Raw genomic sequence first — 23,532 nt, 5'->3', positions numbered from 1 at the left:
TGTGTGTCGGTCGTGGTGGCGACGCGGTGAGTGGTGGTGGAGCGGTCAGCGGCGGGTGGAGCGGTAGAACCGCTCGATCGTGACGGCTCGGCCGAGCACCCAGCCCTGCAGCAGACCGAAGGCCACCAGCGCCACCGGACGCCCGTACTCCTTCAGGACCGGTCCGATCACGAGGCTGAACGCGTTCAGCTCCGAGGCGGCGGGCCTGGCCGGCGCGAGGTCCGGCGCGACGGTCGTGCCGACCGGAGTCGGCGAGCGCGATCCGGCCGGGGTGGGCGCTGGTGCCGTGGCCGGGCTGCCGTCCTGGGCAGCCAGCCGGCCGAGCTCGGCGGCGAACTGCTGCAGGATCCGGGTGGAGACCGCCGCGATGGCGCCCTTCCCGAACTGGGCGATCTTGCCGCGGATGAGCAGATCCGTGTCGATGAGCAGCTCCGAGCCGCCGTCGACCGGCTGGACCCGCACGACCACCTCGGCCTCGGCGTCCCCGCTCCCCCGGGTGTCGGCCCCACGGGCGACCAGCCGCAGCGACCGGCCCGCCTCGTCGACGTCGACGAACCGGACGGTGCCCGCGTAGGCGGCCGTGATCGGCCCGACCTTCACCGTCACCCCGCCGGCCCAGGCGTCGCCGTCCCGGCCGGTCAGTGCGCCACCCGGCACGCACCCCACGATCGCCTCGGGGTCGTTGAGCATGCCGAAGACGACGTCGGCATCGGCCTGGACCACGGCCCGGTTCTCCAGCTTCACGATCTCTCCTCCTGGGGGCAGCGGGCCCGGGCACACGCCTCGACCGCATCGACGATGCTCTGGTAACCGGTGCAGCGGCACAGGTTCGCCGCCACGACCTCGCGGATCTCCTCGCGGCCGGCGGCCGGCCTCTCGGCGAGCAGTCCCTCGGCGAGCATGAGCATCCCGGGGGTGCAGAAGCCGCACTGCAGGCCGTGGTGGTCGACGAAGGACTGCTGCAGGTCGTTGAGCCGGCCGTCGGGCGACAGGCTCTCGACCGTGCTGATCTCCCGCCCCTCCGCCTGGACGGCGAACATCAGGCAGGCCCGAGCGGGCAGTCCGTCGACGAGCACGGTGCACGCACCGCAGACGCCGTGCTCGCACCCGACGTGGGTGCCGGTCAGGCGCAGGTCGTGCCGGAGCGCGTCGACGAGGGTGCGCCGTGGCTCCACCAGCAGCTCGTGCTCGACGCCGTTGACGGTCAGCGTGACCAGCTGCCGCTCGCTCACGCGGCGCTCCCGTGGGCGGCCGAGCGGGTGACCTGCAGTGACCGGTGCACCACCTCCGGACGGATGGGGGTGTCGTCCAGCTCGACCCCGGTGGGCCGCAGGGCGTCGTTGACCGCGTTCAGCACGGCGGCCGGAGCACCGATGGTGCCCCCCTCACCGGCTCCCTTGGCGCCGGTCTCGGTGAACAGGCACGGCGTCTCGAGGTGCTTGATGAGCACGTCCGGTGTCTCCCAGGCGGTGGGCACCTTGTAGTCCAGGAACGACGCGCAGGACGGCTCACCGTTGGCGTCGTAGCTCACCTGCTCGAACAGCGCACCGGCGATGCCCTGAGCGATGCCGCCACGGGCCTGGCCCTCGACGATCGGGGGGTTGATGGCCACGCCGCAGTCCTCCACGCAGACGTACCGCAGGATCCGGGTGCCCCCGGTGCCCGGATCGAGTTCCACCACGCAGGCGTGCGTGGCGTTGGAGAAGGTGCCGTCGCCGGCGACGTCGAAGCTGGCGACCGCGCTGAGCCCCGGGTCGGTCTCCTTGGCCAGCAGGTGCGACTTCAGGTAGGCGACGTCGGCCAGTTGGGTGAACGACAGCCCTTCCGGGGGCACACCGTCCCCGGCGTGCGGGATGGGGCGGACACCGCCGTCGCGCAGTTCCAGCACCTCCGGCCGGGTGCCCAGCAGGTGGGCAGCCAGCTCGCGCAGCTTGACCTCCAGCTTGCCGGCCGCCGCGCCGACCGCGGAGCCGCCGATGACGGCGGACCGGCTGGCGAAGCTGCCCCAGCCGTACAGGACGCGGTCGGTGTCGCCCTGCTCGACCCGGACGTCGGCGACGTCGAGCTTCAGCTTGTCCGCCACGATCTGCGCCATCGTGGTCTCGTGGCCCTGCCCGTGGCTCTGGGTACCGGTCGTGACGGTCACCGTCCCGGACAGGTCCATCCGGATCTCGGAGATGTCGAAGCCGGGCACGACCTTCATCCGGCGCTTGGCGAAGGCGCCGGACCCGTACCCGGTCCGCTCGCTGAAGCAGCTGTAGCCGATCCCGACGAACCGCCCCTCCGCGCGGGCGGCGGCCTGGACGTCGTACCAGCCCTCGTCGCGGACGGTCTGCTCGGCCAGGTCGAGGGACTCCAGGTAGGAGCCGGGGTCGTAGGTGATGTGGTTGACCCCGGTGTAGGGGAACGTGGTGATGACGTTGCGGCGGCGCACCTCGACGGGGTCGAGGTCGAGCACGCGGGCGGCCCGCTCCATCAGCCGCTCCATCACCATCACGTACTGCGGGCGGCTGACCCCCCGGTAGGGAGCCGTCGGCGCCTTGTTGCTGGTGATCGACCGCCCGCGCACCCGGTAGGCGGGCACCCGGTAGACCGAGGGCATCTCCCCCGACGCCATCAGGGGTTCGATCGCCGCGGTGAACGGATAGCAGGAGTAGGCGCCCATGTCGCAGACCACGTCGGCGTCCAGGGCCAGGACGTGCCCCTCCCGGTCGAAGGCGGCCCGGGCCACGTACTGCTGCTCACGGGCCAGGAAGGAAGCGGTCAGCGCGTCCTTGCGGTCCTCGATCCACTTGACGGGGCGGCGCAGCCGCTGGGCCGCTGCCGCGACGGCGATCTCCTCCCGGCCGACCACGCACTTGATACCGAAGCCACCGCCCATGTCCGGCACCCGGACGCGCACCTGCCGTTCGGCCAGCCCCAGGCACCCGGCCGTGACCGTGCGCACCTGGTGCGGCACCTGCGTGCAGGTGTCGAGGACCAGTTGCCCAGCGCGCTCGTCCCACTCGGCCAACGCGCCTCGGGTCTCCAGCGGGAGGGCGTTCTGCCGGCCGGTGCTGCTGCGCACCTCGACCACCGTGTGGGCATCGCTGAACACCTCGTCGATGCCCTCGGTGGCGAACATCGAGACGTCGACCAGCACGTTGCCGGGCGCCTCGTCGTGCACCAGGGCAGCACCCTGCGCCATCGCCCCCTCCGCGGAGGTGATCGCGGGGAGAGCCTCGTACCGCACGCGGGCCAGCTCGAGGGCGTCCTCCACGAGGTAGGGGTCGGCGGCCACCACGATGGCCAGCGGCTCCCCGACGAAGCGCACCTTGCCCAGGGAGCCGTCGGCCTGCGGCGCACCGGACAGGACGGGCATGGGCGTCGGGACGAACTCCTCCAGGGGCCGGTCCAGCAGCGCGGTGATGTCCCCCAGCGCCAGGTCGGCGGCGCTGTAGGCGGCGACCACCCCCGGCAGCGCCCGGACGGCGGTGAGGTCGACCTCCAGCAGCCGGGCGTGCGCGATCGTGGACCGGACGAACTGGGCGTGCAGCATGCCCGGGACGGCGATGTCGTCGAGGAAGCGGCCACGACCGGTCACCAGCCGGGGGTCCTCCCGCCGGGGTACGGCCGCCCCGACGTAGCGTCCGGTGGAGCCGAAGCTCGGGGCTCGGTGCCCGGCATCGGGCTGATCGGTGTCGGCGCCCTGCGGCATCACGGTCTCCTCCTCGCACCGGCCGGCACTGCTGCCGGCCGATCGTCATCTACGGCCCGCGCCGCGACCGACGCCTGCACGCCGGCCCGCTGCACGAGGGTCCGCACCAGCGACCGCCGGTAGTCGGCGCTGCCGTGCTGGTCGTCGCCCGGGTCGACGGCTGCTGCCGCGGCGTCCGCCGCGGCAGCGAAGACCCCGCCGAGCTCGTCGGGGTGGGTCGTACCGGCGGTCAACAGCGCCTCGGCCTCCGGGACCCGGACCGGCGCGTCGGCGACCCCGCCCAGCGCGATCCGGCCGCCGCGCAGCGAGCCGTCGACCAGGTCGAGCGAGACCGCGGCGGAGACGATGGCGTAGTCGCCGTGCCGCTCGGCGTACTCGGTGAGCGCGGCGTGCGGCGCGGGCGCCGGGAACCGCACCTCGACCAGCAGCTCGTCGGGCAGCAGGGCCGTGGTGAAGAAGCCGAGGAAGAAGTCGGCAACCGGGATCTCCCGCCGTCCGTCCGCTCCCTCGGCCACGAGGACCGCGTCCAGCAACGTGGTGAGCAGGCACCACTCCGCCAGTGCGTCCCCGTGAGCCACGCTGCCGCCGACGGTCCCCAGGGTGCGGATCGGCAGGTGACCGATCCAGGACATCGACGCCGGGAGGACCGGCCAGCCGGCCAGGACGGCCGGATCGGTGCAGGTCTCCACCTGGTGGTGGGTGGTGAGCGCGCCGATGTGCAGGCCGTCGTCGTCGACCCACAGACCGCGCAGCTCGCCCAGGCCGCCGATGTCGACCAGATGGGAGGGCCGGGCCAGCCGGAAGGCCATCATCGGCATCAAGCTCTGCCCACCGGCGATGACCTTGGCCTCCCCGCCGAGCTCGGCGAGCAGGCCCAGGGCATCCGCGACGCTGCGCGCCCGCCGGTAGTCGAAGGGTGCCGGTTTCACCGCTCCTCCCTCGGCGGACGGCCGCTCGTGGGGTCGCCTCGCCCCGAGACGGCGCGGCTGTCGAGCGGGGAGCCGTCCCCGCCGGGGACGTCGGCATCCTGCGCTCCCCTCGCCGGGAGCTCGTCGCCGACCTGTTGTCCGGTCCTCATGTCGCGCTCCTCTCGAGAGTTGACCCCGCGCTCCGGCGGGACGTTCGGCGTTCGGGGATCAGCGCCGGAACTCGTAGTCGAAGGGGACGAGGTCGGGGTCGTCCAGCGGGGTCCCGCGCCACAGCCAGTCGTAGGACACATCGGACTCGCCGTTGAACTCCTGCAGCGTGCTGTCCCGCGCCTGCTGCTCGGGGCCGTCGGGCAGGTGGTAGAAGCGCATGTTCTCCAGCGACGCGTCCTGCACCATCCCGGCGTGCTTCGCGCGGCGGGCGACGTAGCGCGCCAGCGCGCCGTCGATGCCGGCATGGGTGACGGCGCCCAGCTCCTCGGCCAGCACGGCGGCGTCCTCCATCGCCTGGGACGCGCCCTGCGCCTGGTACGGCAACATCGCGTGACAGGCGTCGCCGAGCAGTGCGACCCGACCGTAGACCCAGCGCGGGTCGCGTCGCCGGTAGGACATCGCCCAGGCGCTGACGTTGTCCTCGGCCTTGGACAGCATGGCCGTGACCCGGTCGTCCCAGCCCGGATAGGCCGCCACGAGTTCGCTGACCGGGACCGGGCCGCTCCAGGTCTGCTCGATCTCCGGCGAACACGGGACGATGGCGACCACGTTGAGGTACTGGCCCCCACGGATGAAGTAGTGCACCAGATGCCGGTCGGGGCCGTACCAGATGGTGCTGTGGAAGCGGTCGAGCAGGAACCGGGTCGCCGGGTCGTCGGCGATCCGCTTGCCCGGGATGAGCACCCGGTAGGCCATCTCCCCGGAGAAGACCAGGGTGTCCGGTGCGCCCACCAGGTCCCGCACCTTCGATCGGATCCCATCCGCGCCGACGACCACGTCGGCGGTGAATCGCCGCCCGGCGTCGGTGACCGCCGTCGGCCGGGCCGGGTCGGACTGGTCGAGGTCGGTGACCCGGCACCCCGTCGCGAACTCGACCACCGGGCCGGGCCGCTCGGGCGCCAGGCAGGCGGCCAGCAGCAACGCGTGCAGATCGGCCCGGTGGTAGTGCCAGTAGGGCGCACCGTAGTCCGCCTGCACCTCCCGGCCCAGGGGCTTGCTGGCGACGATGCTGCCGTCCTTCCACCGCCGTCGGACCTGGTCCTCGGGCTGGGTGTGGATCGCCTCCATCTGCGGCAGCAGGCCCAGGCCCATCAGGATGCGACTCGCGTTGGGAGCCGTCTGGATGCCCGCCCCCACCTCGCCCAGCTCGTTCGCCGCCTCGAGCACGGTGACCTGCAGGCCCCGCTGCCGCAGCGACAGCGCAGTGGTCAGCCCGCCCAGCCCGCCGCCGACCACGAGCACCTCGATCGAGTGGGACACAGGACCTCCAGGGAGAAGACGAACCGGATCGAACGAGATGATCCGAACACTGACTAGTTGCTCGGGCAAGTGGTCGGTGTTGCGTTCCTGTTACATCCGTCGGGTCGGGCGCGGGTGCATCTCGCACCGGGCCGCACGCCCGAGGCCCGTCGGCCTCCACCGCGTCGACGGGTGGCGCGGACCGACTCGCCAAGTCCGCCGACCCACCTCGCAAGCACCGGACGTCATGGAGACCTGGCGACGAGTGGTCGGCCCAGGTCGGGCGTTTCGGCCTCGTTAACACTGCGTGAGAAGCTTGCCCCGGGCGGTCCGTCCGTGTTCGGATCATTTTCGATTCGGCGAGAACGTGCTGGTGAGATCCCCCTTCAGGCGAGGCTCGACCGCGCAGTCAGTGCGTCTGGCGGGCCATGGCCGTGGGTTCCGCGACATCTGCCGACCGCGGCGCATCGGCCGGAGTACGTGCACGTCCCGCTGAGCACTTCCCGACACAAGGAGCAGACATGAGCGGACCGCGTTCGGCACTGCAGGTCGCCGCCCTGACCACGTTCGCCGTGGTCCTCGCCGGATGCGGCGACCTGGACCCCTCGGCCGGCGGTGTCCCTGCCGGCAGCGGGGAGACAGCGGAGGGCGAGAAGGGGACCGTCAACGTCGGTCTGCTCAACCCCACGACCGGTCCGTTCACCGCCCTCGGCGAGGACGTGAACGCCGGATTCGAGCTCTATCTCGAGCGCAACGGCGGCACGTTGGGTGGCTACGGGGTCGAGGTGGTCAAGGAGGACACCGCCAACGACCCGGGCGGTACCACCACGAAGGCCCGCCAGCTCGTCGAGCAGCACGAGTCCGACATCATCATCGGCCTGGTGAACTCCGGCGTCGCCTACGCCGTGGCGCCCTATCTCGAGGAAGCCGGCGTCCCGCTGCTGATCACGGTCGCCGGTGCGGACGGTCTGACCCGGGAGACCGACCCGAACGTCTTCCGACTGTCCTACACCGGTTCCCAGGACACCATGCCGGCCGGCGACTACGTCTGCGACGAGCTCGGACACCGGACGGCGGCCATCGTGGGCTTGGACTACTCCTTCGGCTGGGAAGCCACCGGAGGGTTCGCGCGGGTCTACGAGGACGCCGGGTGCGAGGTCGTACAGGAGCTCTACGCGCCACTGGGCACCCAGGACTGGGGTCCGTACGTCACCCAGATCGACCCCGCCGCCGACGTCGTCTTCGCGGTTGCCCCGGGCAGTGACTCGGTCCGCTTCTTCCAGGCCATCGACGGCTTCGGGGTCACGACGCCGGTCTTCGTCCACGGCTCGACCACCGACGAGACGCTGCTGCCCTCGCTCGGGGCGACCGCCGAAGGCGTGCAGTCGAGCTTGCACTACGCACCCGGCGTGGAGAACGACGCCAACGACACCTTCGTGGCGGCCTGGACGGAGGCGCAGGGGCGTTCGACCAACCAGTACGCCGAGGACGGCTGGGCAGCCGCCCAGTCGCTGGAGGCCGCGCTGACCGAGATGGAGGGCGAAGCGACTCCGGAGGCGATCCGGGAGGCGCTGGCCGGAGTGCAGATCGATGCTCCCCGCGGCCCGGTCTACTTCGACGAGTACGGCCAGGCCGTCTACGACGTCCAGTTCCGGGAGGTGACCCAGCAGGACGGCGAGTGGGTGAACGAGGTCATCGACACCGCCGAGGACGTCAGCCAGTTCTACACCTACGACCCCGCCGAGTACCTGGAGTTCCCGCCCTACGAGGAGCTCAAGGGCACCTGGGCGGACTGACGGACCACGGATCGAGGGGATCACCATGCTCTGGCTGTCCAACGTCCTCAACGGTCTGGCCTTCGGGTCGCTGCTCTTCCTCGTCGCCAGTGGCCTGACCATCACGTTCGGGCTGATGCGCACGATCAACCTGGCGCACGGCGGGTTCTACCTGGTGGGGGGCTACCTGGCGTTCGACCTGTTCACCCGCACGAACGACTACTGGCTCTCGCTGGTGCTCGCGGTCGTCGTGACGGCGGTCCTGGGGATGATCGTGCAGCGCTTCCTGCTGCACCGGCTGATCAACCAGGAGCTCCCGCAGATCATCCTGACCGTCGGCGTCGCGCTCATCCTCGGCGACCTGCTGCTGGCCCAGTACGGCGGCAACCCGGTGTCACCGCCCGCACCGGCGGGGCTGGAGGGCTCGATCCAACTGACGGACACCCTGGTGTTCCCGAAGTTCCGGTTGTTCCTGATCGGCCTGGCCCTCGCGCTGGCCGCCGTGATCATGGCCTTCCTGCGCTTCTCCTCGGTCGGTGCGAAGGTCCGCAGTGCCGTGGACGACCAGGAGATCGCCCGCACCATCGGGATCCGGGTGCCCCTGATGTTCCTCCTGGTCTTCGGCACAGGGACCGCACTGGCAGCGTTCGCCGGCGTGTGGGGTGGTGCCATGACCAGCCTGTCGCCGGACACGGGTTTCGACATCCTGCTGCTGGCCCTCGTCGTCGTCGTCGTCGGCGGGCTCGGCTCGGTGCCCGGAGCGCTGATCGCGGCCTTCGCGGTGGGGCTGCTGGACCAGTTCGGCCGGGTCCTGTTCCCGGAATGGGCGATGTTCACCATCTACGCGCCCGTCGCGCTGCTCCTGGCGTTCCGTCCCCGCGGGCTGCTGGGCAAGGTCGAGACACGGTGAGGAGACCAGCCATGCACGACAGCCCACGGGACCGGCGACACCTGGTCGTTCCGCTGCTGGTGGCGGTGGGACTCCTCGTCCTGCTCCTCCTGCCGCTGATCATCCCGTCGTTCTACCTCTTCCTGAGCACCCGCATCCTGGTGTTCGGACTGTTCGCCACGGCCTTCAACGTCGTGTTCGGCTACGCCGGCATGCCCTCGCTCGGGCACGCCGCGTTCTTCGGTGCCGGTGCCTACGTCGTCGGGCTCGCCAGCACCCGCACGGAGCTGCCCTTCCCCGTCGTCCTGCTGCTGGCACTGCTGGTCGGAACGGCGCTCGGGGTGGTCTTCGGGCTGATGAACCTGCGGGTGCGCGGCATCTACCTGCTGCTGCTCACCCTGGCACTGGCCCAGGCCGTCTTCGGGCTGGCCTTCACCCAGGTCTCGATCACCGGCGGGGACAACGGCATCTTCGGGATCGCCCGCGAAGGGCTCGTCCCGGTGGGCCTGCCGTACTTCTACTGGTTCGTCCTCGGCATCGTCGGGGTGTCCCTGGCGCTGATGTGGCAGTTCATGCGCTCGCCGGTCGGCATGGCGATCACCGGGCTGCGGGAGAGCGAGTCCCGCCTGGCCGCCACGGGTTACCGGGTCGGCATGTACCGGGTCTGGGCGTTCGCCGTGTCCGGTGCGTTCGCCGCCCTCGCTGGGATGCTCGACGCCTACCTCGTGGGCAGCGTGTCCCCGGCGAACCTGGCCTTCCTGCTCAGCGCCGAGGTGGTCGTGATGGCGATCCTCGGCGGAGCCAGGTACTTCTTCGGCCCGTTCCTCGGTGCGGCCCTGATCCTCGGCCTGGAGTTCTACGTGAGCACCTTCACCACCCGCTGGACCATCGTGCTCGGTGCCCTCTACATCGTGACGGCGCTGTTCATGAGCGACGGAGTGCTCGGTCGCATCGCGCACTGGCGCCAGCGGTCCGGTCAGCGGGCTGGGACCGCGACCGGCCCTGGCCCGGACGGGTCTGCCACGTCGTCCGGAGGTCCCGTCCCGGACGGGGTACCGGCACTGCCGGCCGGGGCCGCGCTGCCGTCGATGAGCGGTTCCGGACCTGCCGAGCCGACTCCGAGCCGCTCGACGGCGAGCGCCCGGACCACGGCGAGCGCTCGGACCACGGAGCCCCGGCCGTGACCCGCCTGGCCCTGGCGACCCGCGGCGTGCAGATGCGGTTCGGGTCCTTCCTCGCCAACGACGACGTCACCCTGGAGGTCCCCGTCGGCGAACGCCGGGTGCTGATCGGGCCGAACGGCGCAGGGAAGTCGACCCTGTTCAACGTGCTGGCCGGCCAGCTCCGACCGACGGCGGGGTCGGTGGAACTGCTGGGTCAGGACGTCACCCGGCTGCCGGCGCACCGCCGAGCGCGGATGGGGCTGGCCCGCACGTTCCAGCTGAACAACCTGTTCACCGACCTGACCGTCCGGCAGAACGTGGAGATCACGCTCGCCTCGCAGTCCCGGTCGCGCGTGGTCTTCTGGCGCGACCTCGCCTCCGTACCCGGCATCCGGGCGCGCTCGGATGCACTGCTGGACACGTGGGAGTTCACCGATCTCGCCGACCTGCCGGTGAGCGAGCTCGCCTACGGCCAGCAGCGGGTCATGGAGATCGTGCTGGCGATGAGCACCGAACCACAGGTGCTGCTCCTCGACGAGCCCACCGCCGGCCTCGCTCCGGCCGATGCCCACCGGCTGACCCGACTGGTGTCCGAGCTCCCCCGGGAGATCACGATCATCATGATCGAGCACGACATGGACGTCGCCTTCGCCCTCGCCGACCGGGTCACGGTCCTGCACCAGGGGAGCGTTCTGGCCGACGACCTGCCCGAACGCGTTGCGGTCGACCGCAGCGTGCTGCAGATCTACCTGGGGGACGCCACCGATGCTTGAGGTCCAGGCCGTCGACACCTTCTACGGCTCCAGTCAGATCCTGCACGCCGCCACCCTGTCGGTGCGCGAAGGAGAGGTGGTGGGGCTCCTCGGGCGCAACGGCATGGGCAAGACGACGCTCGTGCACACGATCGTCGGGCTGCTCCATCCCCGCAGCGGTGAGATCACCTTCGACGGGAAGCGGATCTCCACCCTGCCGGCCGAGAAGATCTCCCGGCTCGGCATGACCCTGGTGCCGCAGGGCCACCGGGTCTTCCCCTCACTCACGGTCCGGGAGAACCTGCGGATCGCCCGGCGCCGCGTCGGTCCGGGTGAGTGGACGATGGAGGAGGTGCTGGAGAACTTCCCGGCGCTCGAGCAGCGATGGAGCGTCAGCGCCGGCAAGCTCAGCGGAGGTCAACAGCAGATGCTCGCGATGGGCCGGGCCCTGCTCGGCAACGGTCGGATCATGCTGCTCGACGAGCCGACGGAAGGGCTCGATCCGCAGACCGTCGCCCGCATGGGCGAGGTGATCGACGAGCTGCGGCGCCGCGGGACCTCGGCCATCCTGGTGGAGCAGAAGGTCAACTTCACCCTCGACCGCGTCGACCGGGCGGTGGTCCTGAGCCGGGGACGCATCGTCCACGAGACCGACCGACCGCAGGAGCTGAAGGCCGACGCGGCCGCGCTCCAGCGGCTGCTGGGCGTCAGCGCCGGTCACGGGGCTGCGGTCCACTCCTGATCCCGGCCGGCGACGTCCGACCAGTGCCCGGAGAGGCGCTCGAGCACCGCCATGACCTCGGCCCGTTCCTCCGCGTCCAGCCCGGCCAGGAGCAACTCGTCCAGCTGGCGGGCCCGCACGTTGCTCCGCGCCAAGGTCTCCCGGCCCTCGTCGGTCAGGTTGAGCAGCTTCCGGCGCCCGTCCTGGGTGTCCGGAGTTCGGGTGATCAACCCCTTCTCCTGCATCCGCCGGGCGATGTCGGCCATGGTCGAACGGTCCAACGCCACGGCTGAGGCGAGTGAGCCCTGGTCGGAGCCGGGGTTCTCGTCCACGGCGACCAGCACGGCGAACTGCGGTCCGGTCAGCACTCCGTCGACCTGCCGTACCCACGAGGCGACGTACGCCTGGTACATCCGGCGGACCAGGTAGCCGGGGGCCGTCAGGAGAGCCCGAGGGGTGTGCAACGAGATCGTCGCCGCTTCGTCCACTGGCTCTGTGCCCGTCTGCCGTGTCACATCTCGGAGCTTACGCAAGACGCTCCGTGCTCGGACGACTCGAGAGGAGACTGCCGTCCCGGCGGGCACCCACCATGCCGGCGTCCTGGGCGCCGCTCAGCTGGTGACGTCCTTGGTGGTGAAGTCGGCCCACGCGGCGCCCACCAGCACCGCCAGCGCGCCCAGGGTGGCGCCCAGCGGGGAGTCGGTGAGCGTGGAGAAGAACAGTGCGAACGCGGCCACCCCGAGCATCGCGACGGTCACGTAGCCGATCGCCAGCAGCGTCCGGACGGCGACCTCCTGGGAGGTGAGCGTGGTGCCCCACAGCGCCGTCCCGCCGATCGGCTGGACCTCGAACAGCAGCTGCCCGACCGGTCGGGCGGCCGGCGGCCACCTAGGGTCGCGGGCATGGCCGCCCCGATCAGCGACGCCGTCGTCGTCGACGTGCTCCGCCGCGTCGACCGTGGGCTGAGCCCCCTGACCCGGCGTCTCGGCCGCCCCCCGCAGCTCCCCCCGGCCGAGCGGGCCGCCTGGTGGGCCGACCAGGTCAGCCGGGTGGCCGCCGGCGTCTCGGCCGCGCCGCGCTTCGCCGGCAAGCTGGCCGACCTGCTGCCGCTGCAGAACACCGTCGGCTCGGCGGTGCAGGCCCTCGTCGTCCTCGGGGTGGCCGGGGAACACGGCCTCGACCGACCTGCTGACCGGGTGTCGCTGCTGGCCCGGGTGCTGCTGGACCGCGACCTGCCCGCCGACCGGGTCCAGCCGCTGCTGGACCGCACCCGTGGGGTCTACGTCGACGAGGCGCTGGGCGAGGACCGCTCCGGGGCGCGGGGCGTCGCGCGCAGCCTGTGGCGGGCCGCCCGGCTGCTCAGCCGGATCGACGACGCCCTGGACGCGCGACCCAAGGGCAAGCTCCGGCACCGGGCGCTGGCCCAGTTCCCCGTCGTGGGGGTCGCCGGGGGCTACGCCGCCGAGCGCGAGGGCCTGCGCCGAGCCGCGCTGGCGGCCGAGGAGCTGCTCAGCTGACCAGGTCCGCGCCGGCCAGGTTGGTGTAGACCTCCCGCGTCGCCGTCGACCGGTTCATCGTGATGAAGTGGATGCCGGGGACGCCCTCGTCCAGCAGCTGCCGGCACATCTGGGTGGCCACCTCGACGCCGAGCGCCCGCACCGCGCGCTTGTCCTCGGGGCGGTCGCCGTCCAGCGCGGCGAACCGCTCGGCCAGCTCCGCCGGGAACGCCTGCCCGGACAACTGCACGATCCGGGAGATCTGCCGGGCGTTGGTCACCGGCATCACCCCGGCGAGGACCGGGACGTCGCAGCCGCGGGCCGCGACCCGGTCCCGCAGCCGCAGGTAGTCCTCGACCCGGAAGAACATCTGGGTGATGGCGAAGTCGGCACCGGCCCGGCACTTGGCGACGAACATGTCGGTGTCGGTGTCGAAGTCCGCCGAGCGGGGGTGCCGCTCCGGGAAGGCGGCCACGCCGACGGAGAAGTCGCCGATGCCCTTGATCAGCTCGACCAGCTCGGCGGCGTACCGCAGGCCCTGCGGGTGGGCCACCCACTCCCCCTGCGGGTCGGCACCCGGCGGGTCACCGCGCAGCGCGAGCAGGTTCCGCACGCCCGCCGCCGCGAGCCGGCTCACCACGTGCCGGAGCTCGGCGACGCTGTGGTCGACCGCGGTCAGGTGGGCCATCGGGAGCATCGTGGTGTCGGTGGCGATGCGCTCGGTCACCGACACGGTGCCCTCGCGGGTCGACCCGCCCGCGCCGTAGGTGACCGACACGAACGAGGGCCGCAGCTGCTCCAGCTGGCGCAGCGCCGTCCACAGCTGCGTCTCCGCCGCCGCGTCACGCGGGGGGAAGAACTCGAAGGACCAGGTGGGCTGCTCGGTCTGGAGCAGCTCGCGCACGGTGCCGGTCATGACCGACGAGCCTACGTGCGCGCGGGCCACCGGCCGCGCACCGACCGCCGCAGATCCGTCCCGGCCAGCTGCATCCACCGGCGGGGTCGCGGCAGAAGCAACCCCGGACGGCGCTCGGACGGCCCGCGACACGGCGGGCCGGCGCGGCCGGCGGAGGAGGAGGCCCAGTGGAGACGACGGCCGCACCAGCCAGGGTGAACGGGCAACGTCCGATCATGACGGGCGATACTGGCTCGGTGACCGCCGGGACCCAACGCCGCCAGCCGCCCGTCCGGGTCCCGATCGAGCCGGGAGCCGCCGACGTGGAGCGGGTCCGCGCGGCTGTCGCCGCCGCGCTGGCCGGGTTCCTGGCCGAGCAGCGGCAGACCCTGGCCGCGATGGACGACTCGCTCGTCCCGGTCGTCGACGAGGTCTGCGCGCTGGCCGAGGGCGGGAAGCGACTGCGGCCACTGTTCGCCTACTGGGGCTGGCGCGGGGCCACGGCCGGCGCGGCCGGCGTGGCCGAGGCCGATGCCGACGTGCTGCGTGCCGTCTCCGCCGTGGAGTTCGTGCACGCCAGTGCGCTGGTCCACGACGACGTGATGGACGGCGCACTGACCCGCCGCGGCCGCCCGGCGACCCACATCGGCTTCGCGACCCGACACGTCGACGCCGGCCTCCACGGCGACGCCACCGGGTTCGGCGTCGGGGCCGCGATCCTCGTCGGCGACCTCGCCCTGGTCTGGTCCGACGAGCTGCTCCGCCGGTCGGGCATCTCCGCACCCGCCCTGGCCCGCGCCCGCGGGGTCTGGGACACCATGCGCACCGAGGTGACCGCCGGGCAGTACCTGGACCTGCTGCGCGCCGACGGCGGGCTGCCCGGGCCCGGTGGCGCCCTGACCGTGGCCCGGTACAAGAGCGCCGGCTACACGGTGCAGCGGCCACTGCAGCTCGGCGCCGCGATCGCCGGGGCCGGCCCCGACGTCAGCGAGGCGTACACCGCCATCGGCCTGCCGCTCGGCGAGGCCTTCCAGCTCCGCGACGACGTGCTCGGCGTCTTCGGCGACCCCGCCGTCACCGGCAAGTCCGTGGACGACGACCTGCGCGAGGGCAAGCAGACGCTGCTGATCGCGCTGGCCGAGGAGCGGGCCGACGAGGCCGGCCTGCGGCTGTTGAGCAGGGCGCTCGGCGACCCGGACGCCGGTCCGGAGCAGCTGGCCGCGCTGCGCACCCTGCTCGAGGAGACCGGCGCCCGCACCCGGGTCGAGGAGCGGATCGCCGACCGGACCGCCGTGGCCCGCGCGGCGATCGCCGCGGCACCCATCAGCGACGAGGCGCGCGCCGCGCTGGACGCCCTCGCCGTCGCCGCCACCATCCGCACCGCGTGAGCAGGACCCTGCGCACCGTCCCCGGGCGCACCGACCGGATCGTGGTGATCGGGGCCGGCCTGGCCGGCCTGTCCGCGGCGCTGCGGCTGCGCGGCGCCGGACGGGAGGTCACCGTCGTCGACCGCTGCCCCGGCCCCGGCGGGCGGGCCGGCCGGGTCGAGCGGTCCGGGTACGCCCTGGACACCGGCCCCTCGGTGTTCACCGCCCCCGAGCTGGTCGCCGACGCCTTCGCCGCGGTCGGCGAGACGATGTCCGACCGGCTGACCCTCACCGCCCTGGACACCACCTACCGGGCCCAGTTCGCCGACGGGTCGCACCTGGACGTGCACGCCGACCGGACCGCCTTCGCCGCCGAGGTGGAGCGGCTGTGCGGCGCCGGCGAGGCCGCGGCGCTGCTGCGCTACCTCGACGACCTCGCCGAGCTCTACGAGCTGCAGCTGCGCACGTTCATCGACCGCAACCTCGACTCCCCCCTGGACCTGCTGGGCCCCGAGCTGCTGTCCCTGGTCCGTCGCGGTGGGTTCCGCCGGCTGTCCAAGCACGTCGAGGCGGCCTTCACCGACGACCGGATGCGCCGGCTGTTCAGCTTCCAGGCGCTCTACGCCGGGGTCTCCCCGTTCCGGGCGATCGCCGCCTACGCGGTCATCGCCCAGCTCGACATCGGGGCCGGGGTCTGGCACCCGCAGGGCGGGATCGGCGCCGTCCCCCGGGCGATGGCCGCCGCCGCCGCCGACGCCGGGGTGGAGTTCCGCTACGGCACGGAGGTGGCCGAGCTGGAGCTGGCCGGCGGCCGGGTCACCGGGGTGGCGCTCGAGGGCGGGGACCTGCTGCCCGCCGACGCCGTCGTGGTGACCGCCGACGCCCCGCACCGGCTGGTGCCCGGGCTGCGCGGGCCGCGGCGCCCGGTCTACTCGCCGTCCTGCGTGGCGCTGCACCTGGGAGTGCGGGCCGAGCTGCCCGGCCAGGCGCACCACACCATCAGCTTCGGCGCCGCCTGGGAGCAGGTCTTCGACGAGCTGACCCGCGACGGCCGCCCGATGAGCGACCCGAGCCTGCTGATCAGCATGCCGTCGGTGACCGACCGCTCGCTCGCGCCCGACGGCGGTCAGGTGCTCAGCGTGGTCGCCCCGACGCCGAACCTCGACCCGCGCAGCGGCGGCAACCCCGACCTGGACTGGCCGGCGCTGGCCCCCCGCTACCGCGACGAGCTGCTGGCCACCCTGGAGGCGCGCGGCTGGACCGGGATCGGCGGGTCGATCGAGGTCGAGGAGCTGCTCACGCCGGTCGACTGGGCCGCCCAGGGCATGGAAGCGGGCACCCCGTTCGCACTCGCGCACACCTTCGGGCAGACCGGGCCGTTCCGGCCGTCCACGCTGCCCCGCAGCGGGCCGGAGAACGTCGTCCTGGCCGGTTCGTCGGTCCAGCCCGGCGTCGGGGTGCCGATGGTGGTGATCAGCGGCCGGCTGGCTGCCGAGCGGATCACGGGAGCCCAGGGATGACCACCGCACCGCCGCCCACCCGGGTGCAGCAGCAGGCCCGGCTGGACGCCGCCTACGCCGTGTGCCGCGGGATCGCCGCCGAGCACGGCAAGTCCTACTTCCTGGCCACCCGGCTGCTCACCCCGGACCGCCGGGCGGCGATCCACGCGCTGTACGCCGCCGCCCGGGTGGCCGACGACATCGTCGACGTCGGCGCCGACCAGCCCGGGCGGGACCCCGAGGGCGAGCTGCTGGCCTGGTCGAAGGCGGCGCTGGAGGAGGTCGAGGCCGGCTGGTCCGACGACCCGGTGCGGCTGGCGCTGGTGCACACCTACCGCCGCTACGACATCCCGATGGAGCACCTGGTCGACTTCCTGGCCGCGATGACCAGCGACCTCGACGTCACCGGCTACGCCGACCTGGCCGCCCTGGACCGGTACATGTGGGGGTCGGCGTCGGTCATCGGCCTGCAGGTGCTCCCGGTGCTGGGCACCGCCCCCGGGGTCGCCCGGGAGGAGGCCGCACCGCACGCGATCGCGTTGGGCGAGGCGTTCCAGCTGACCAACTTCCTGCGCGACGTCGCCGAGGACGTCGACCGTGGCCGGGTGTACCTGCCGGCGGACCTGATGGCCGCGCACGGGGTCACCCGTGAGCAGCTCGCCGCCAAGCGGCACTCCCCCGGCTTCGCCGAGCTGATGCGGGAGATGGTCGCGGTCACCCGGCGCCGCTACGACGACGCGGCACCGGGCACCCCGATGCTGGCCCGCGAGTCCCGGGACTGCGTGCGCGCGGCCACCGCCCTCTACGGCGGGATCCTCACCGAGATCGAGCGCGCCGACCACCGGGTGCTGGACCGCCGGGTGCGGGTGTCCAAGCCGCGGCGTCTGGCGGTGTTCGCCCGCCGGCTGGCCGCCGCCCAGGTCGCCCGGGTCGGCAGCAGGCCCGCGAGGGACACGTAGGCCGACCGAGTACGCCGGGTGGCTACAGCGCCAGGGCCTGGGCCCGGCGGGTGACCTCGGTGTGCCGGTCGTCCCGCAGGGCCTGCACCGGCGTGCCCGGCAGCGAGTCGTCCTCGCGGAACAGCCACTCGAAGGCCTCTTCGTCGGTGAACCGGCCGTCGTAGAGCACCGTGAGCAGGCCAGGCAGGTGCTTGAGGATGATCCCGTCCTGCACGAAGTCCACCGGGATCTTGCTGTTGCCGCTGCCGGGCACGGCCATGAGCTTCCGCTCGGCGATCAGCTGACGGACCTTGTTCGTCGAGACGCCGAGCTGCTCGGCGACCTCCGCGGGGGTGTACGTGTCCATAGGCTGCCAGCCTATGGCGCACAGTGCAGCCCCGGCGAACGGTCCCCGGCTCAGCCAGCCGCAGCGGGGCAGCGATGCCCCGGCCACCCCGGACGACCCCGGCCGCGAGCCGCCGTACCTCGACCTCGACGCGCTCGCCGAGCGGGCCCGGGAGCTGTTGCCGCCCGACGTCGCCGACTACTACGCCGGCGGCGCCGGCGCCGAGACCACCCTGGCCGAGGCGCCGGCCGCCTGGCGGACGTGGCGGCTGCGCCCCCGGGTGCTGCGCGGGGTCACGAGTGCGCAGCTGGGCACCACGCTGCTGGGCGCGGAGGTGGACACCCCGATCGGGGTCGCCCCGTGGGCCTACCAGGCGATGGCGCACCCGGACGGCGAGCTGGCCACCGCCCGCGGCGCGGCCACGACCGGTGCGCTGATGACCGTGTCGACCAGCGCGACGACCTCGCTGGAGGAGGTCGCCGCGGCCCGCCCGGCCGGGCCGCGCTGGTTCCAGCTCTACCGGCTGCACTCCCCCGCCCACACCGACGACCTGGCCCGCCGGGCCGGGCAGGCTGGCTACGGCGCGCTCGTGCTCACCGTCGACCTGCCGGTGCTCGGCCGCCGGCACCGCGACCTGCGGCACGACTTCGCGCTGCCCGCCGGCCTCCGACTGGCCAACCACCCGCCCGTGACGGGGACCCAGCCGCCACTGGCGGCCGCCGAGACGCCGACCTGGACCTTCGCCGACATCGGCCGGTTCACCGACGTCTCCGGGCTCCCGGTGGTGGTCAAGGGGGTGCTGCGCGGCGACGATGCGGCCCGGTGCGTGGCCGCCGGGGCCGCGGCGGTGTGGGTCTCCACGCACGGCGGGCGGCAGGCCGACCCCGCGGTCGCCAGCGCCGACGCGCTGCCGGAGGTGGTCGAGGCGGTCGGGGACGACGCCGAGGTCTACGCCGACGGGGGGATCCGCACCGGGTCCGACGTCCTCACCGCCCTGGCGCTGGGCGCCCGGGCGGTCTTCCTCGGCCGGCCCACGGTGTGGGGGCTGACCACCGGAGGCGCCGACGGCGTGGCCCGGGTGATCAGCGGGCTGACCGAGGAGCTGGCCCACACCATGGCCCTGTGCGGAGTCGACGACGTGCGGGCGGTGCCACGCGACACCGTCGTCCGGCCGTGGCCCAGCCGGTGATCAGCGGGTCGGCGCGCCGTCCGGGCACAGCCACCCCACTGGCCACCGGCGCCCCGGACCGACCACCTCCGGCGACCCCACGCGTCCACCTGGTCACTCCAGGTCCCTGGTGTCCAGACCGTGACCTGGCAGCTCGCGTCGTTCGGGCCACGCACCCCGATCCGCTCCTAGACTCGCCGGCGTGGAGACCGTCGTGACCGACCCCGTGGTCGGCCTCGTCCTCGAGGGGCGTTACCGCCTCGAGGAGCGTCTGGCACGTGGCGGCATGTCCACCGTCTACGCCGCGACCGACCTGCGCCTGCACCGCACCGTGGCGGTCAAGGTGATGGCCGAGCACCTGGCGCACGACCCCGCCTTCGTCGACCGGTTCACCCGGGAGGCCCGGGCCACCGCGATGCTCAGCCACGTCAACGTGGTCTCCGTCAGCGACCAGGGCAGCGACCAGGGGCTGGTCTACCTGGTCATGGAGCTGGTCCGCGGTCGCACGCTGCGCGACCTGCTGCAGGCCCGCGGCCGGCTGACCGTGGGCGAGGCGTTCGCCGTCCTGGAGCCGGTGCTGTCCGGGCTGACCGCGGCCCACCGGGCCGGGATCGCGCACCGCGACGTCAAGCCGGAGAACGTGCTCATCTCCACCGACGGCCAGGTCAAGGTGGCCGACTTCGGGCTCGCCCGCGCGGTGGCCGGCACCGGGCAGACCAGCCACACCGGCGGCGTGCTCATCGGCACGGTCGCCTACCTCTCCCCCGAGCAGCTGGAGCGCGGCCGCAGCGACGCCCGCAGCGACGTCTACGCCGCCGGCGTGATGCTCTACGAGCTGCTCACCGGCCACCCGCCCTACGCCGGCGACACCCCGCTGGCGGTGGCCTACCAGCACGTGCACCACGACGTGCCGGCGCCCTCGGCCGAGGTGCCGACGGTGCCGTGGCAGGTCGACGAGCTGGTCACCCGGACCACCCGGCGCGACCCGGCCGCCCGGCCGCTGGACGCCGGCGCCTTCCTGGCCGAGCTGACCGACCTGCGCGCCGACCTGGGCCTGGCCCGCGTCCCGGTGCCCACCGGCCTGCCGGCCGACAACCCGGCCACGCTCCGCCCGACCAACCGCCCGACCGCACCCCGTCCCCGGCAGCCCAGCGCGCCGGGCGGGCGGGCCGGCGACCCGCACACCGAGGTGATCGGTGGCCCGGTGGAGCGCGGCCGGGGCACCACGGTGCTGCCGGGCATGGGCACCGGCCCGACCACCGCCGTGGGCAGCGCCCGCCCCGGCGTCGGCCCGCGCCCGCCCGTCGTCCGACCCGGGGTGCCCCCGCACATCCGCCGTCGCCGTGCCCAGCTGGGCATCGCGGTGGTGCTGCTGCTGGCGGTGACCATCGGCGCGATCGGCTGGTGGCTGGGCGTCGGGCGCTGGACCGAGGTCCCCGACCTGCTCAACAAGGACCAGGACACCGCGGTCGGCCTGCTGCAGGAGGCCGGCCTGGACCCGGTGCTGACCGAGGAGCAGTTCAGCGAGACCGTCCCGTCCGGTGCGGTGATCACCGCCGAGCCCGCCGCGGGCGAGGCGATCCGCGGCTCGGACGTGGAGCTCGTCGTCTCCAAGGGACCGGAGCGGTTCGCGGTCGACCCGGCGCTGGCCGGCCAGCCCGCCGACGCCGTCCTCGCCCAACTGCAGACCCAGTTCCCCGACCTCGCCTTCAGCACCGTGGAGGACTACAGCGACGACGTCGACACGGGCGACGTGATCCGCTTCGACCCTGCGCCGGGCACGGAGCTCAAGCGCGGTGACACGGTCACCGTCGTGGTCTCCTCCGGCCGGGCGCCCGTCGCGGTGCCCAACGTCGTCGGCCAGAGCCCGGACGCCGCCGAGAGCAACCTGGAGCAGCTGGGGTTCACCGTCGAGCGGGCCACCGGTCGCAGCGCCGACGTCGCCACCGGCGCGGTCATGGCGGTCAGCCCCGGACCGGGTGCGGGCGCACAGCCCTACGGCAGCACGGTGACGATCACGGTGTCCGAGGGCCTGCCGCAGGTGGCGGTCCCCGACGTCACCGGCCGGAGCCGCGAGGAGGCGATCGCCACCCTCGAGGAGGCCGGCCTGGAGGCCGAGGTCACCCAGTTCTTCGGCAACCAGGTGCTGCGGCAGACCCCCGGGGCCGGCGAGGTCGTCGACCTGGGCTCGTCGGTGACCATCCTGGTGACGTTCGGGTGAGCGACGTCCGGGTGACCTGCACGCCGTGACCTCCTCTCCTGCCGTGCTGCCCGCGATCGGGGCGCACATCCAGATCAAGGGCGGCCTGGCCACGGGCGGGCTCGCCTACACCGATGCCGTGGGCGCCCGCGCCGTCCAGGTGTTCGTCGGGAACCCGCGCGGCTGGCGGCCCAGCGCCGGTGACCCGGCGCAGGACGCCGCGTTCACCACCGGGTGCGCCGAGCGCGGGGTGCCCTCCTTCGTGCACACGCCGTTCCTGGTGAACGTCGGGTCCCCGAACGAGGCGACGGTCGAGCAGTCGATCGCGACGATCCGGCACAACCTCGCCCGGGCCACCCGGCTCGGGTGTGCCGGGGTCGTGGTGCACGCCGGTTCGGCGGTCGACGCCGACCGGTACGAGGCCGCACTGGCCCAGCTGCACGAGCGGCTGCTGCCGGTGCTCGACGAGCTCGGAGAGGGCGCGCCCCGCCTGCTGATCGAACCGACCGCCGGCGGCGGCAGGTCCCTGGCGGCCACCGTCGAGGACCTGGGCCCCTACCTGGCCGCCCTGGACCACCACCCCGCCGTCGGCGTCTGCTTCGACACCTGCCACGCCTGGGCCGCCGGGCACGACCTGGCCACCCCGGGCGGGATGGCGGCCACACTGGACGCGCTGGAGGCCACCGTGGGCCCGGGCCGGCTGGGGCTCGTGCACGCCAACGACTCGCTCGACGGCTGCGGCTCCACCCGCGACCGGCACACCACCATCGGGGCCGGCTCGATCGGTGCCGCGCCGTTCGCCGAACTGCTCACCCACCCGACGATGGCCGGGGTCCCGGTGGTCGTGGAGACCCCCAGCGCCGACGACGGCCACGCCAAGGACATCGCGCTGCTCTGCGCCCTGCGCGACGGCGCCCTCGTCCCCGGCTGACCCGCCGCTGCCACGACTCGCCGAGTGGCAGGAAACGCCGGACGCAACCGATTCCCACGGCCGGGCACCTTCCGCTGGTACGACCCAACGGTTTCACTCTCCGTGTCGCAGTCGCAGCTCATTGCGATGACCTGGACCGAGGAGAACCGCCGTGCACATCCGCAGGACCCTGGCCACCACCGCCGTGGCCGCCCTCACCCTCACCGGCGTCGGCCTCACCACCGGGACCGCCGCCGCCGCCCCGGGCGATGCGGCCACCTACATCGTCAGCCTCACCCCGGGTTCGGTGCCGGCCTCCGTCGCCGCCCTGGCCACCTCCCGGCTGGGCGGCCACGTCGAGCACGTCTACACCGCGGCGCTGGAGGGCTTCGCGGTCACGCTGCGCCCCGAGGTCGCCGCCCGGCTCGCCACGCTCCCCGGGGTCGCCGCCGTCGAGCGGGACGCCCCGGTGCAGGTCGAGGCCACCCAGTCCAGCGCCCCCTGGGGCCTGGACCGCACCGACCAGCGCGACCTGCCGCTCGGCGGGTCCTACAGCTGGGACGCCACCGGCGCAGGCGTCACCGCCTACGTCATCGACACCGGCATCCGGCTCGCCCACCGCGACTTCGGTGGCCGTGCGGTCTCCGGCTACGACGCGGTGGACGGCGGGCGGGCCGACGACTGCAACGGGCACGGCACGCACGTCGCGGGCACCGTCGGCGGCGCGCGGTACGGGGTGGCCAAGGGAGTGCGGCTGGTCGCCGTCCGGGTGCTGGACTGTGCCGGCAGCGGCACCACCGCCGGCGTCATCGCCGGGATCGACTGGGTCACCGCCCACCACCGGGCGGGCGCCCCGGCGGTGGCCAACATGAGCCTGGGCGGCGGCGCCAGCAGCGCGCTGGACCTGGCCGTGCAGCGGTCCGTCGCCGACGGGGTCAGCTACGCCGTCGCGGCCGGGAACGGTGACGCCGCCGGGGTCCCGCAGGACGCCTGCACCGGCTCGCCGTCCCGGGTGGACGCCGCCCTCACCGTCGGCGCCACCGACCGTTCCGACGCACCGGCGTCGTTCAGCAACCACGGCCCCTGTGTCGACCTGTTCGCCCCGGGCGTGGGCATCACCAGCGCGTGGCACACCTCGACCACGGCCACCCGCACGATCAGCGGGACGTCGATGGCCACCCCGCACGTGGCCGGCGTCGCCGCGCTCTACCTGCAGGGCGACCCCGCAGCCTCCCCGGCCACGGTGGCCGGCGCGATCACCGCGGCGGCCACCAAGGACCGGGTGTCCACGACGCGCACCGCGGACAACGACCTGCTCTTCAGCCCCTGGTGAGCCCG

22 protein-coding genes are annotated in these 23,532 nt (G+C 73.5%); 13 read left to right on the top strand and 9 right to left on the bottom strand.

Annotation, left to right across the window (positions count from 1 at the left end):
* Window positions 1-45: 45 nt before the first annotated feature.
* The 5 genes from O2V61_RS07790 to O2V61_RS07770 all read right to left on the bottom strand — a co-directional run bounded on the left by O2V61_RS07790 (window position 46) and on the right by O2V61_RS07770 (window position 6,096).
* A complete protein-coding gene (locus O2V61_RS07790; protein WP_269182729.1) occupies window positions 46-744 on the bottom strand; it encodes an SRPBCC family protein in 699 nt (232 codons plus the stop codon).
* Complete coding sequence (locus O2V61_RS07785) at window positions 741-1,232, bottom strand: (2Fe-2S)-binding protein (RefSeq protein WP_269182728.1); 492 nt, start codon at window positions 1,230-1,232, stop codon at window positions 741-743. The genes O2V61_RS07790 and O2V61_RS07785 overlap by 4 nt, the downstream gene beginning before the upstream one ends.
* Window positions 1,229-3,697 (bottom strand): xanthine dehydrogenase family protein molybdopterin-binding subunit, encoded by a 2,469-nt coding sequence (locus O2V61_RS07780; RefSeq protein WP_269182727.1) that lies wholly within the window; start codon window positions 3,695-3,697, stop codon window positions 1,229-1,231. The genes O2V61_RS07785 and O2V61_RS07780 overlap by 4 nt, the downstream gene beginning before the upstream one ends.
* Window positions 3,697-4,626, bottom strand: coding sequence for an FAD binding domain-containing protein (locus O2V61_RS07775; protein ID WP_269182726.1), 930 nt, complete (start codon window positions 4,624-4,626; stop codon window positions 3,697-3,699). The genes O2V61_RS07780 and O2V61_RS07775 overlap by 1 nt, the downstream gene beginning before the upstream one ends.
* Before the next feature lie 207 nt (window positions 4,627-4,833).
* Window positions 4,834-6,096: an FAD-dependent oxidoreductase gene (locus O2V61_RS07770; protein ID WP_269182725.1), complete on the bottom strand. Its 1,263-nt coding sequence runs from the start codon at window positions 6,094-6,096 to the stop codon at window positions 4,834-4,836.
* Window positions 6,097-6,596: 500 nt separating this feature from the next.
* Between O2V61_RS07770 and O2V61_RS07765 the strand changes: the two genes are divergently transcribed.
* The 5 genes from O2V61_RS07765 to O2V61_RS07745 are packed head-to-tail and all read left to right on the top strand — an operon-like array spanning window position 6,597 to window position 11,396.
* Entirely contained in the window at window positions 6,597-7,871 is a 1,275-nt protein-coding gene (locus O2V61_RS07765; protein ID WP_269182724.1) for an ABC transporter substrate-binding protein, read from the top strand.
* Between the two features lie 25 nt (window positions 7,872-7,896).
* Window positions 7,897-8,760 (top strand): branched-chain amino acid ABC transporter permease, encoded by an 864-nt coding sequence (locus O2V61_RS07760; RefSeq protein WP_269182723.1) that lies wholly within the window; start codon window positions 7,897-7,899, stop codon window positions 8,758-8,760.
* A gap of 11 nt (window positions 8,761-8,771) precedes the next feature.
* The gene (locus tag O2V61_RS07755) at window positions 8,772-9,923 is read left to right on the top strand and encodes a branched-chain amino acid ABC transporter permease (protein WP_269182722.1); all 1,152 of its coding nucleotides are present in this window, start codon (window positions 8,772-8,774) and stop codon (window positions 9,921-9,923) included.
* Window positions 9,920-10,675 carry an ABC transporter ATP-binding protein gene (locus O2V61_RS07750; RefSeq protein WP_269182721.1) on the top strand — a complete coding sequence of 252 codons (756 nt, stop codon included), beginning with the start codon at window positions 9,920-9,922 and terminating at the stop codon, window positions 10,673-10,675. The genes O2V61_RS07755 and O2V61_RS07750 overlap by 4 nt, the downstream gene beginning before the upstream one ends.
* Window positions 10,668-11,396 (top strand): ABC transporter ATP-binding protein, encoded by a 729-nt coding sequence (locus O2V61_RS07745; RefSeq protein ID WP_269182720.1) that lies wholly within the window; start codon window positions 10,668-10,670, stop codon window positions 11,394-11,396. The genes O2V61_RS07750 and O2V61_RS07745 overlap by 8 nt, the downstream gene beginning before the upstream one ends.
* On the opposite strand, the gene O2V61_RS07740 is transcribed toward O2V61_RS07745, so the two are convergent.
* Window positions 11,372-11,839: a MarR family winged helix-turn-helix transcriptional regulator gene (locus tag O2V61_RS07740; protein WP_269182719.1), complete on the bottom strand. Its 468-nt coding sequence runs from the start codon at window positions 11,837-11,839 to the stop codon at window positions 11,372-11,374. The two genes, O2V61_RS07745 and O2V61_RS07740, sit on opposite strands and share 25 nt — an antisense overlap.
* Before the next feature lie 147 nt (window positions 11,840-11,986).
* Window positions 11,987-12,133 (bottom strand): hypothetical protein, encoded by a 147-nt coding sequence (locus O2V61_RS07735; protein WP_269182718.1) that lies wholly within the window; start codon window positions 12,131-12,133, stop codon window positions 11,987-11,989.
* A 144-nt stretch (window positions 12,134-12,277) separates the two neighbouring features.
* Here O2V61_RS07735 and O2V61_RS07730 point away from each other — a divergent pair, with 144 nt between their 5' ends.
* Window positions 12,278-12,892, top strand: coding sequence for a hypothetical protein (locus O2V61_RS07730; protein ID WP_269182717.1), 615 nt, complete (start codon window positions 12,278-12,280; stop codon window positions 12,890-12,892).
* On the opposite strand, the gene metF is transcribed toward O2V61_RS07730, so the two are convergent.
* Complete coding sequence (gene metF, locus O2V61_RS07725; protein ID WP_269182716.1) at window positions 12,885-13,787, bottom strand: methylenetetrahydrofolate reductase [NAD(P)H]; 903 nt, start codon at window positions 13,785-13,787, stop codon at window positions 12,885-12,887. The genes O2V61_RS07730 and metF overlap by 8 nt on opposite strands.
* A gap of 215 nt (window positions 13,788-14,002) precedes the next feature.
* Here metF and O2V61_RS07720 point away from each other — a divergent pair, with 215 nt between their 5' ends.
* From O2V61_RS07720 to O2V61_RS07710, 3 genes are read left to right on the top strand one after another with little or no spacing between them, the layout of a single operon-like run.
* The gene (locus O2V61_RS07720; RefSeq protein ID WP_269182715.1) at window positions 14,003-15,154 is read left to right on the top strand and encodes a polyprenyl synthetase family protein; all 1,152 of its coding nucleotides are present in this window, start codon (window positions 14,003-14,005) and stop codon (window positions 15,152-15,154) included.
* Entirely contained in the window at window positions 15,151-16,653 is a 1,503-nt protein-coding gene (gene crtI, locus O2V61_RS07715) for a phytoene desaturase family protein (RefSeq protein ID WP_269182714.1), read from the top strand. The genes O2V61_RS07720 and crtI overlap by 4 nt, the downstream gene beginning before the upstream one ends.
* Window positions 16,650-17,591, top strand: a complete 942-nt coding sequence (locus O2V61_RS07710; RefSeq protein WP_269182713.1) for a phytoene/squalene synthase family protein — start codon at window positions 16,650-16,652, stop codon at window positions 17,589-17,591. Before crtI ends, O2V61_RS07710 begins: the two co-directional genes overlap by 4 nt.
* A 22-nt stretch (window positions 17,592-17,613) precedes the next feature.
* Here O2V61_RS07710 and O2V61_RS07705 read toward each other — a convergent pair whose 3' ends face one another.
* A complete protein-coding gene (locus O2V61_RS07705; protein WP_269182712.1) occupies window positions 17,614-17,937 on the bottom strand; it encodes an Rv2175c family DNA-binding protein in 324 nt (107 codons plus the stop codon).
* Between the two features lie 13 nt (window positions 17,938-17,950).
* Here O2V61_RS07705 and O2V61_RS07700 point away from each other — a divergent pair, with 13 nt between their 5' ends.
* The 4 genes from O2V61_RS07700 to O2V61_RS07685 all read left to right on the top strand — a co-directional run bounded on the left by O2V61_RS07700 (window position 17,951) and on the right by O2V61_RS07685 (window position 23,527).
* Entirely contained in the window at window positions 17,951-19,105 is a 1,155-nt protein-coding gene (locus tag O2V61_RS07700) for an alpha-hydroxy acid oxidase (RefSeq protein WP_269182711.1), read from the top strand.
* A gap of 181 nt (window positions 19,106-19,286) precedes the next feature.
* Window positions 19,287-21,305, top strand: a complete 2,019-nt coding sequence (locus O2V61_RS07695; RefSeq protein WP_269182710.1) for a Stk1 family PASTA domain-containing Ser/Thr kinase — start codon at window positions 19,287-19,289, stop codon at window positions 21,303-21,305.
* Between the two features lie 25 nt (window positions 21,306-21,330).
* Entirely contained in the window at window positions 21,331-22,215 is an 885-nt protein-coding gene (locus O2V61_RS07690; protein WP_269182709.1) for a deoxyribonuclease IV, read from the top strand.
* Window positions 22,216-22,366: 151 nt separating this feature from the next.
* Window positions 22,367-23,527, top strand: a complete 1,161-nt coding sequence (locus O2V61_RS07685; protein ID WP_269182708.1) for a S8 family peptidase — start codon at window positions 22,367-22,369, stop codon at window positions 23,525-23,527.
* Window positions 23,528-23,532: the final 5 nt, after the last annotated feature.

Origin of the sequence: Modestobacter sp. VKM Ac-2985 (assembly GCF_026967925.1) — a bacterium.
Classification (GTDB): domain Bacteria; phylum Actinomycetota; class Actinomycetes; order Mycobacteriales; family Geodermatophilaceae; genus Modestobacter.
This window is presented reverse-complemented; position numbering and strand designations above follow the sequence as displayed.

Excerpts from the sequence above, each read along its gene's own strand:
- O2V61_RS07780 (WP_269182727.1), bottom strand. The coding sequence starts at position 3,697 with ATGCCGCAGGGCGCCGACACCGATCAGCCCGATGCCGGGCACCGAGCC.
- O2V61_RS07765 (WP_269182724.1), top strand. The coding sequence starts at position 6,597 with ATGAGCGGACCGCGTTCGGCACTGCAGGTCGCCGCCCTGACCACGTTC.
- O2V61_RS07760 (WP_269182723.1), top strand. The coding sequence starts at position 7,897 with ATGCTCTGGCTGTCCAACGTCCTCAACGGTCTGGCCTTCGGGTCGCTG.
- O2V61_RS07755 (WP_269182722.1), top strand. The coding sequence starts at position 8,772 with ATGCACGACAGCCCACGGGACCGGCGACACCTGGTCGTTCCGCTGCTG.
- O2V61_RS07745 (WP_269182720.1), top strand. The coding sequence starts at position 10,668 with ATGCTTGAGGTCCAGGCCGTCGACACCTTCTACGGCTCCAGTCAGATC.
- O2V61_RS07730 (WP_269182717.1), top strand. The coding sequence starts at position 12,278 with ATGGCCGCCCCGATCAGCGACGCCGTCGTCGTCGACGTGCTCCGCCGC.
- metF (WP_269182716.1), bottom strand. The coding sequence starts at position 13,787 with ATGACCGGCACCGTGCGCGAGCTGCTCCAGACCGAGCAGCCCACCTGG.
- O2V61_RS07720 (WP_269182715.1), top strand. The coding sequence starts at position 14,003 with ATGACGGGCGATACTGGCTCGGTGACCGCCGGGACCCAACGCCGCCAG.
- O2V61_RS07710 (WP_269182713.1), top strand. The coding sequence starts at position 16,650 with ATGACCACCGCACCGCCGCCCACCCGGGTGCAGCAGCAGGCCCGGCTG.
- O2V61_RS07705 (WP_269182712.1), bottom strand. The coding sequence starts at position 17,937 with ATGGACACGTACACCCCCGCGGAGGTCGCCGAGCAGCTCGGCGTCTCG.
- O2V61_RS07700 (WP_269182711.1), top strand. The coding sequence starts at position 17,951 with ATGGCGCACAGTGCAGCCCCGGCGAACGGTCCCCGGCTCAGCCAGCCG.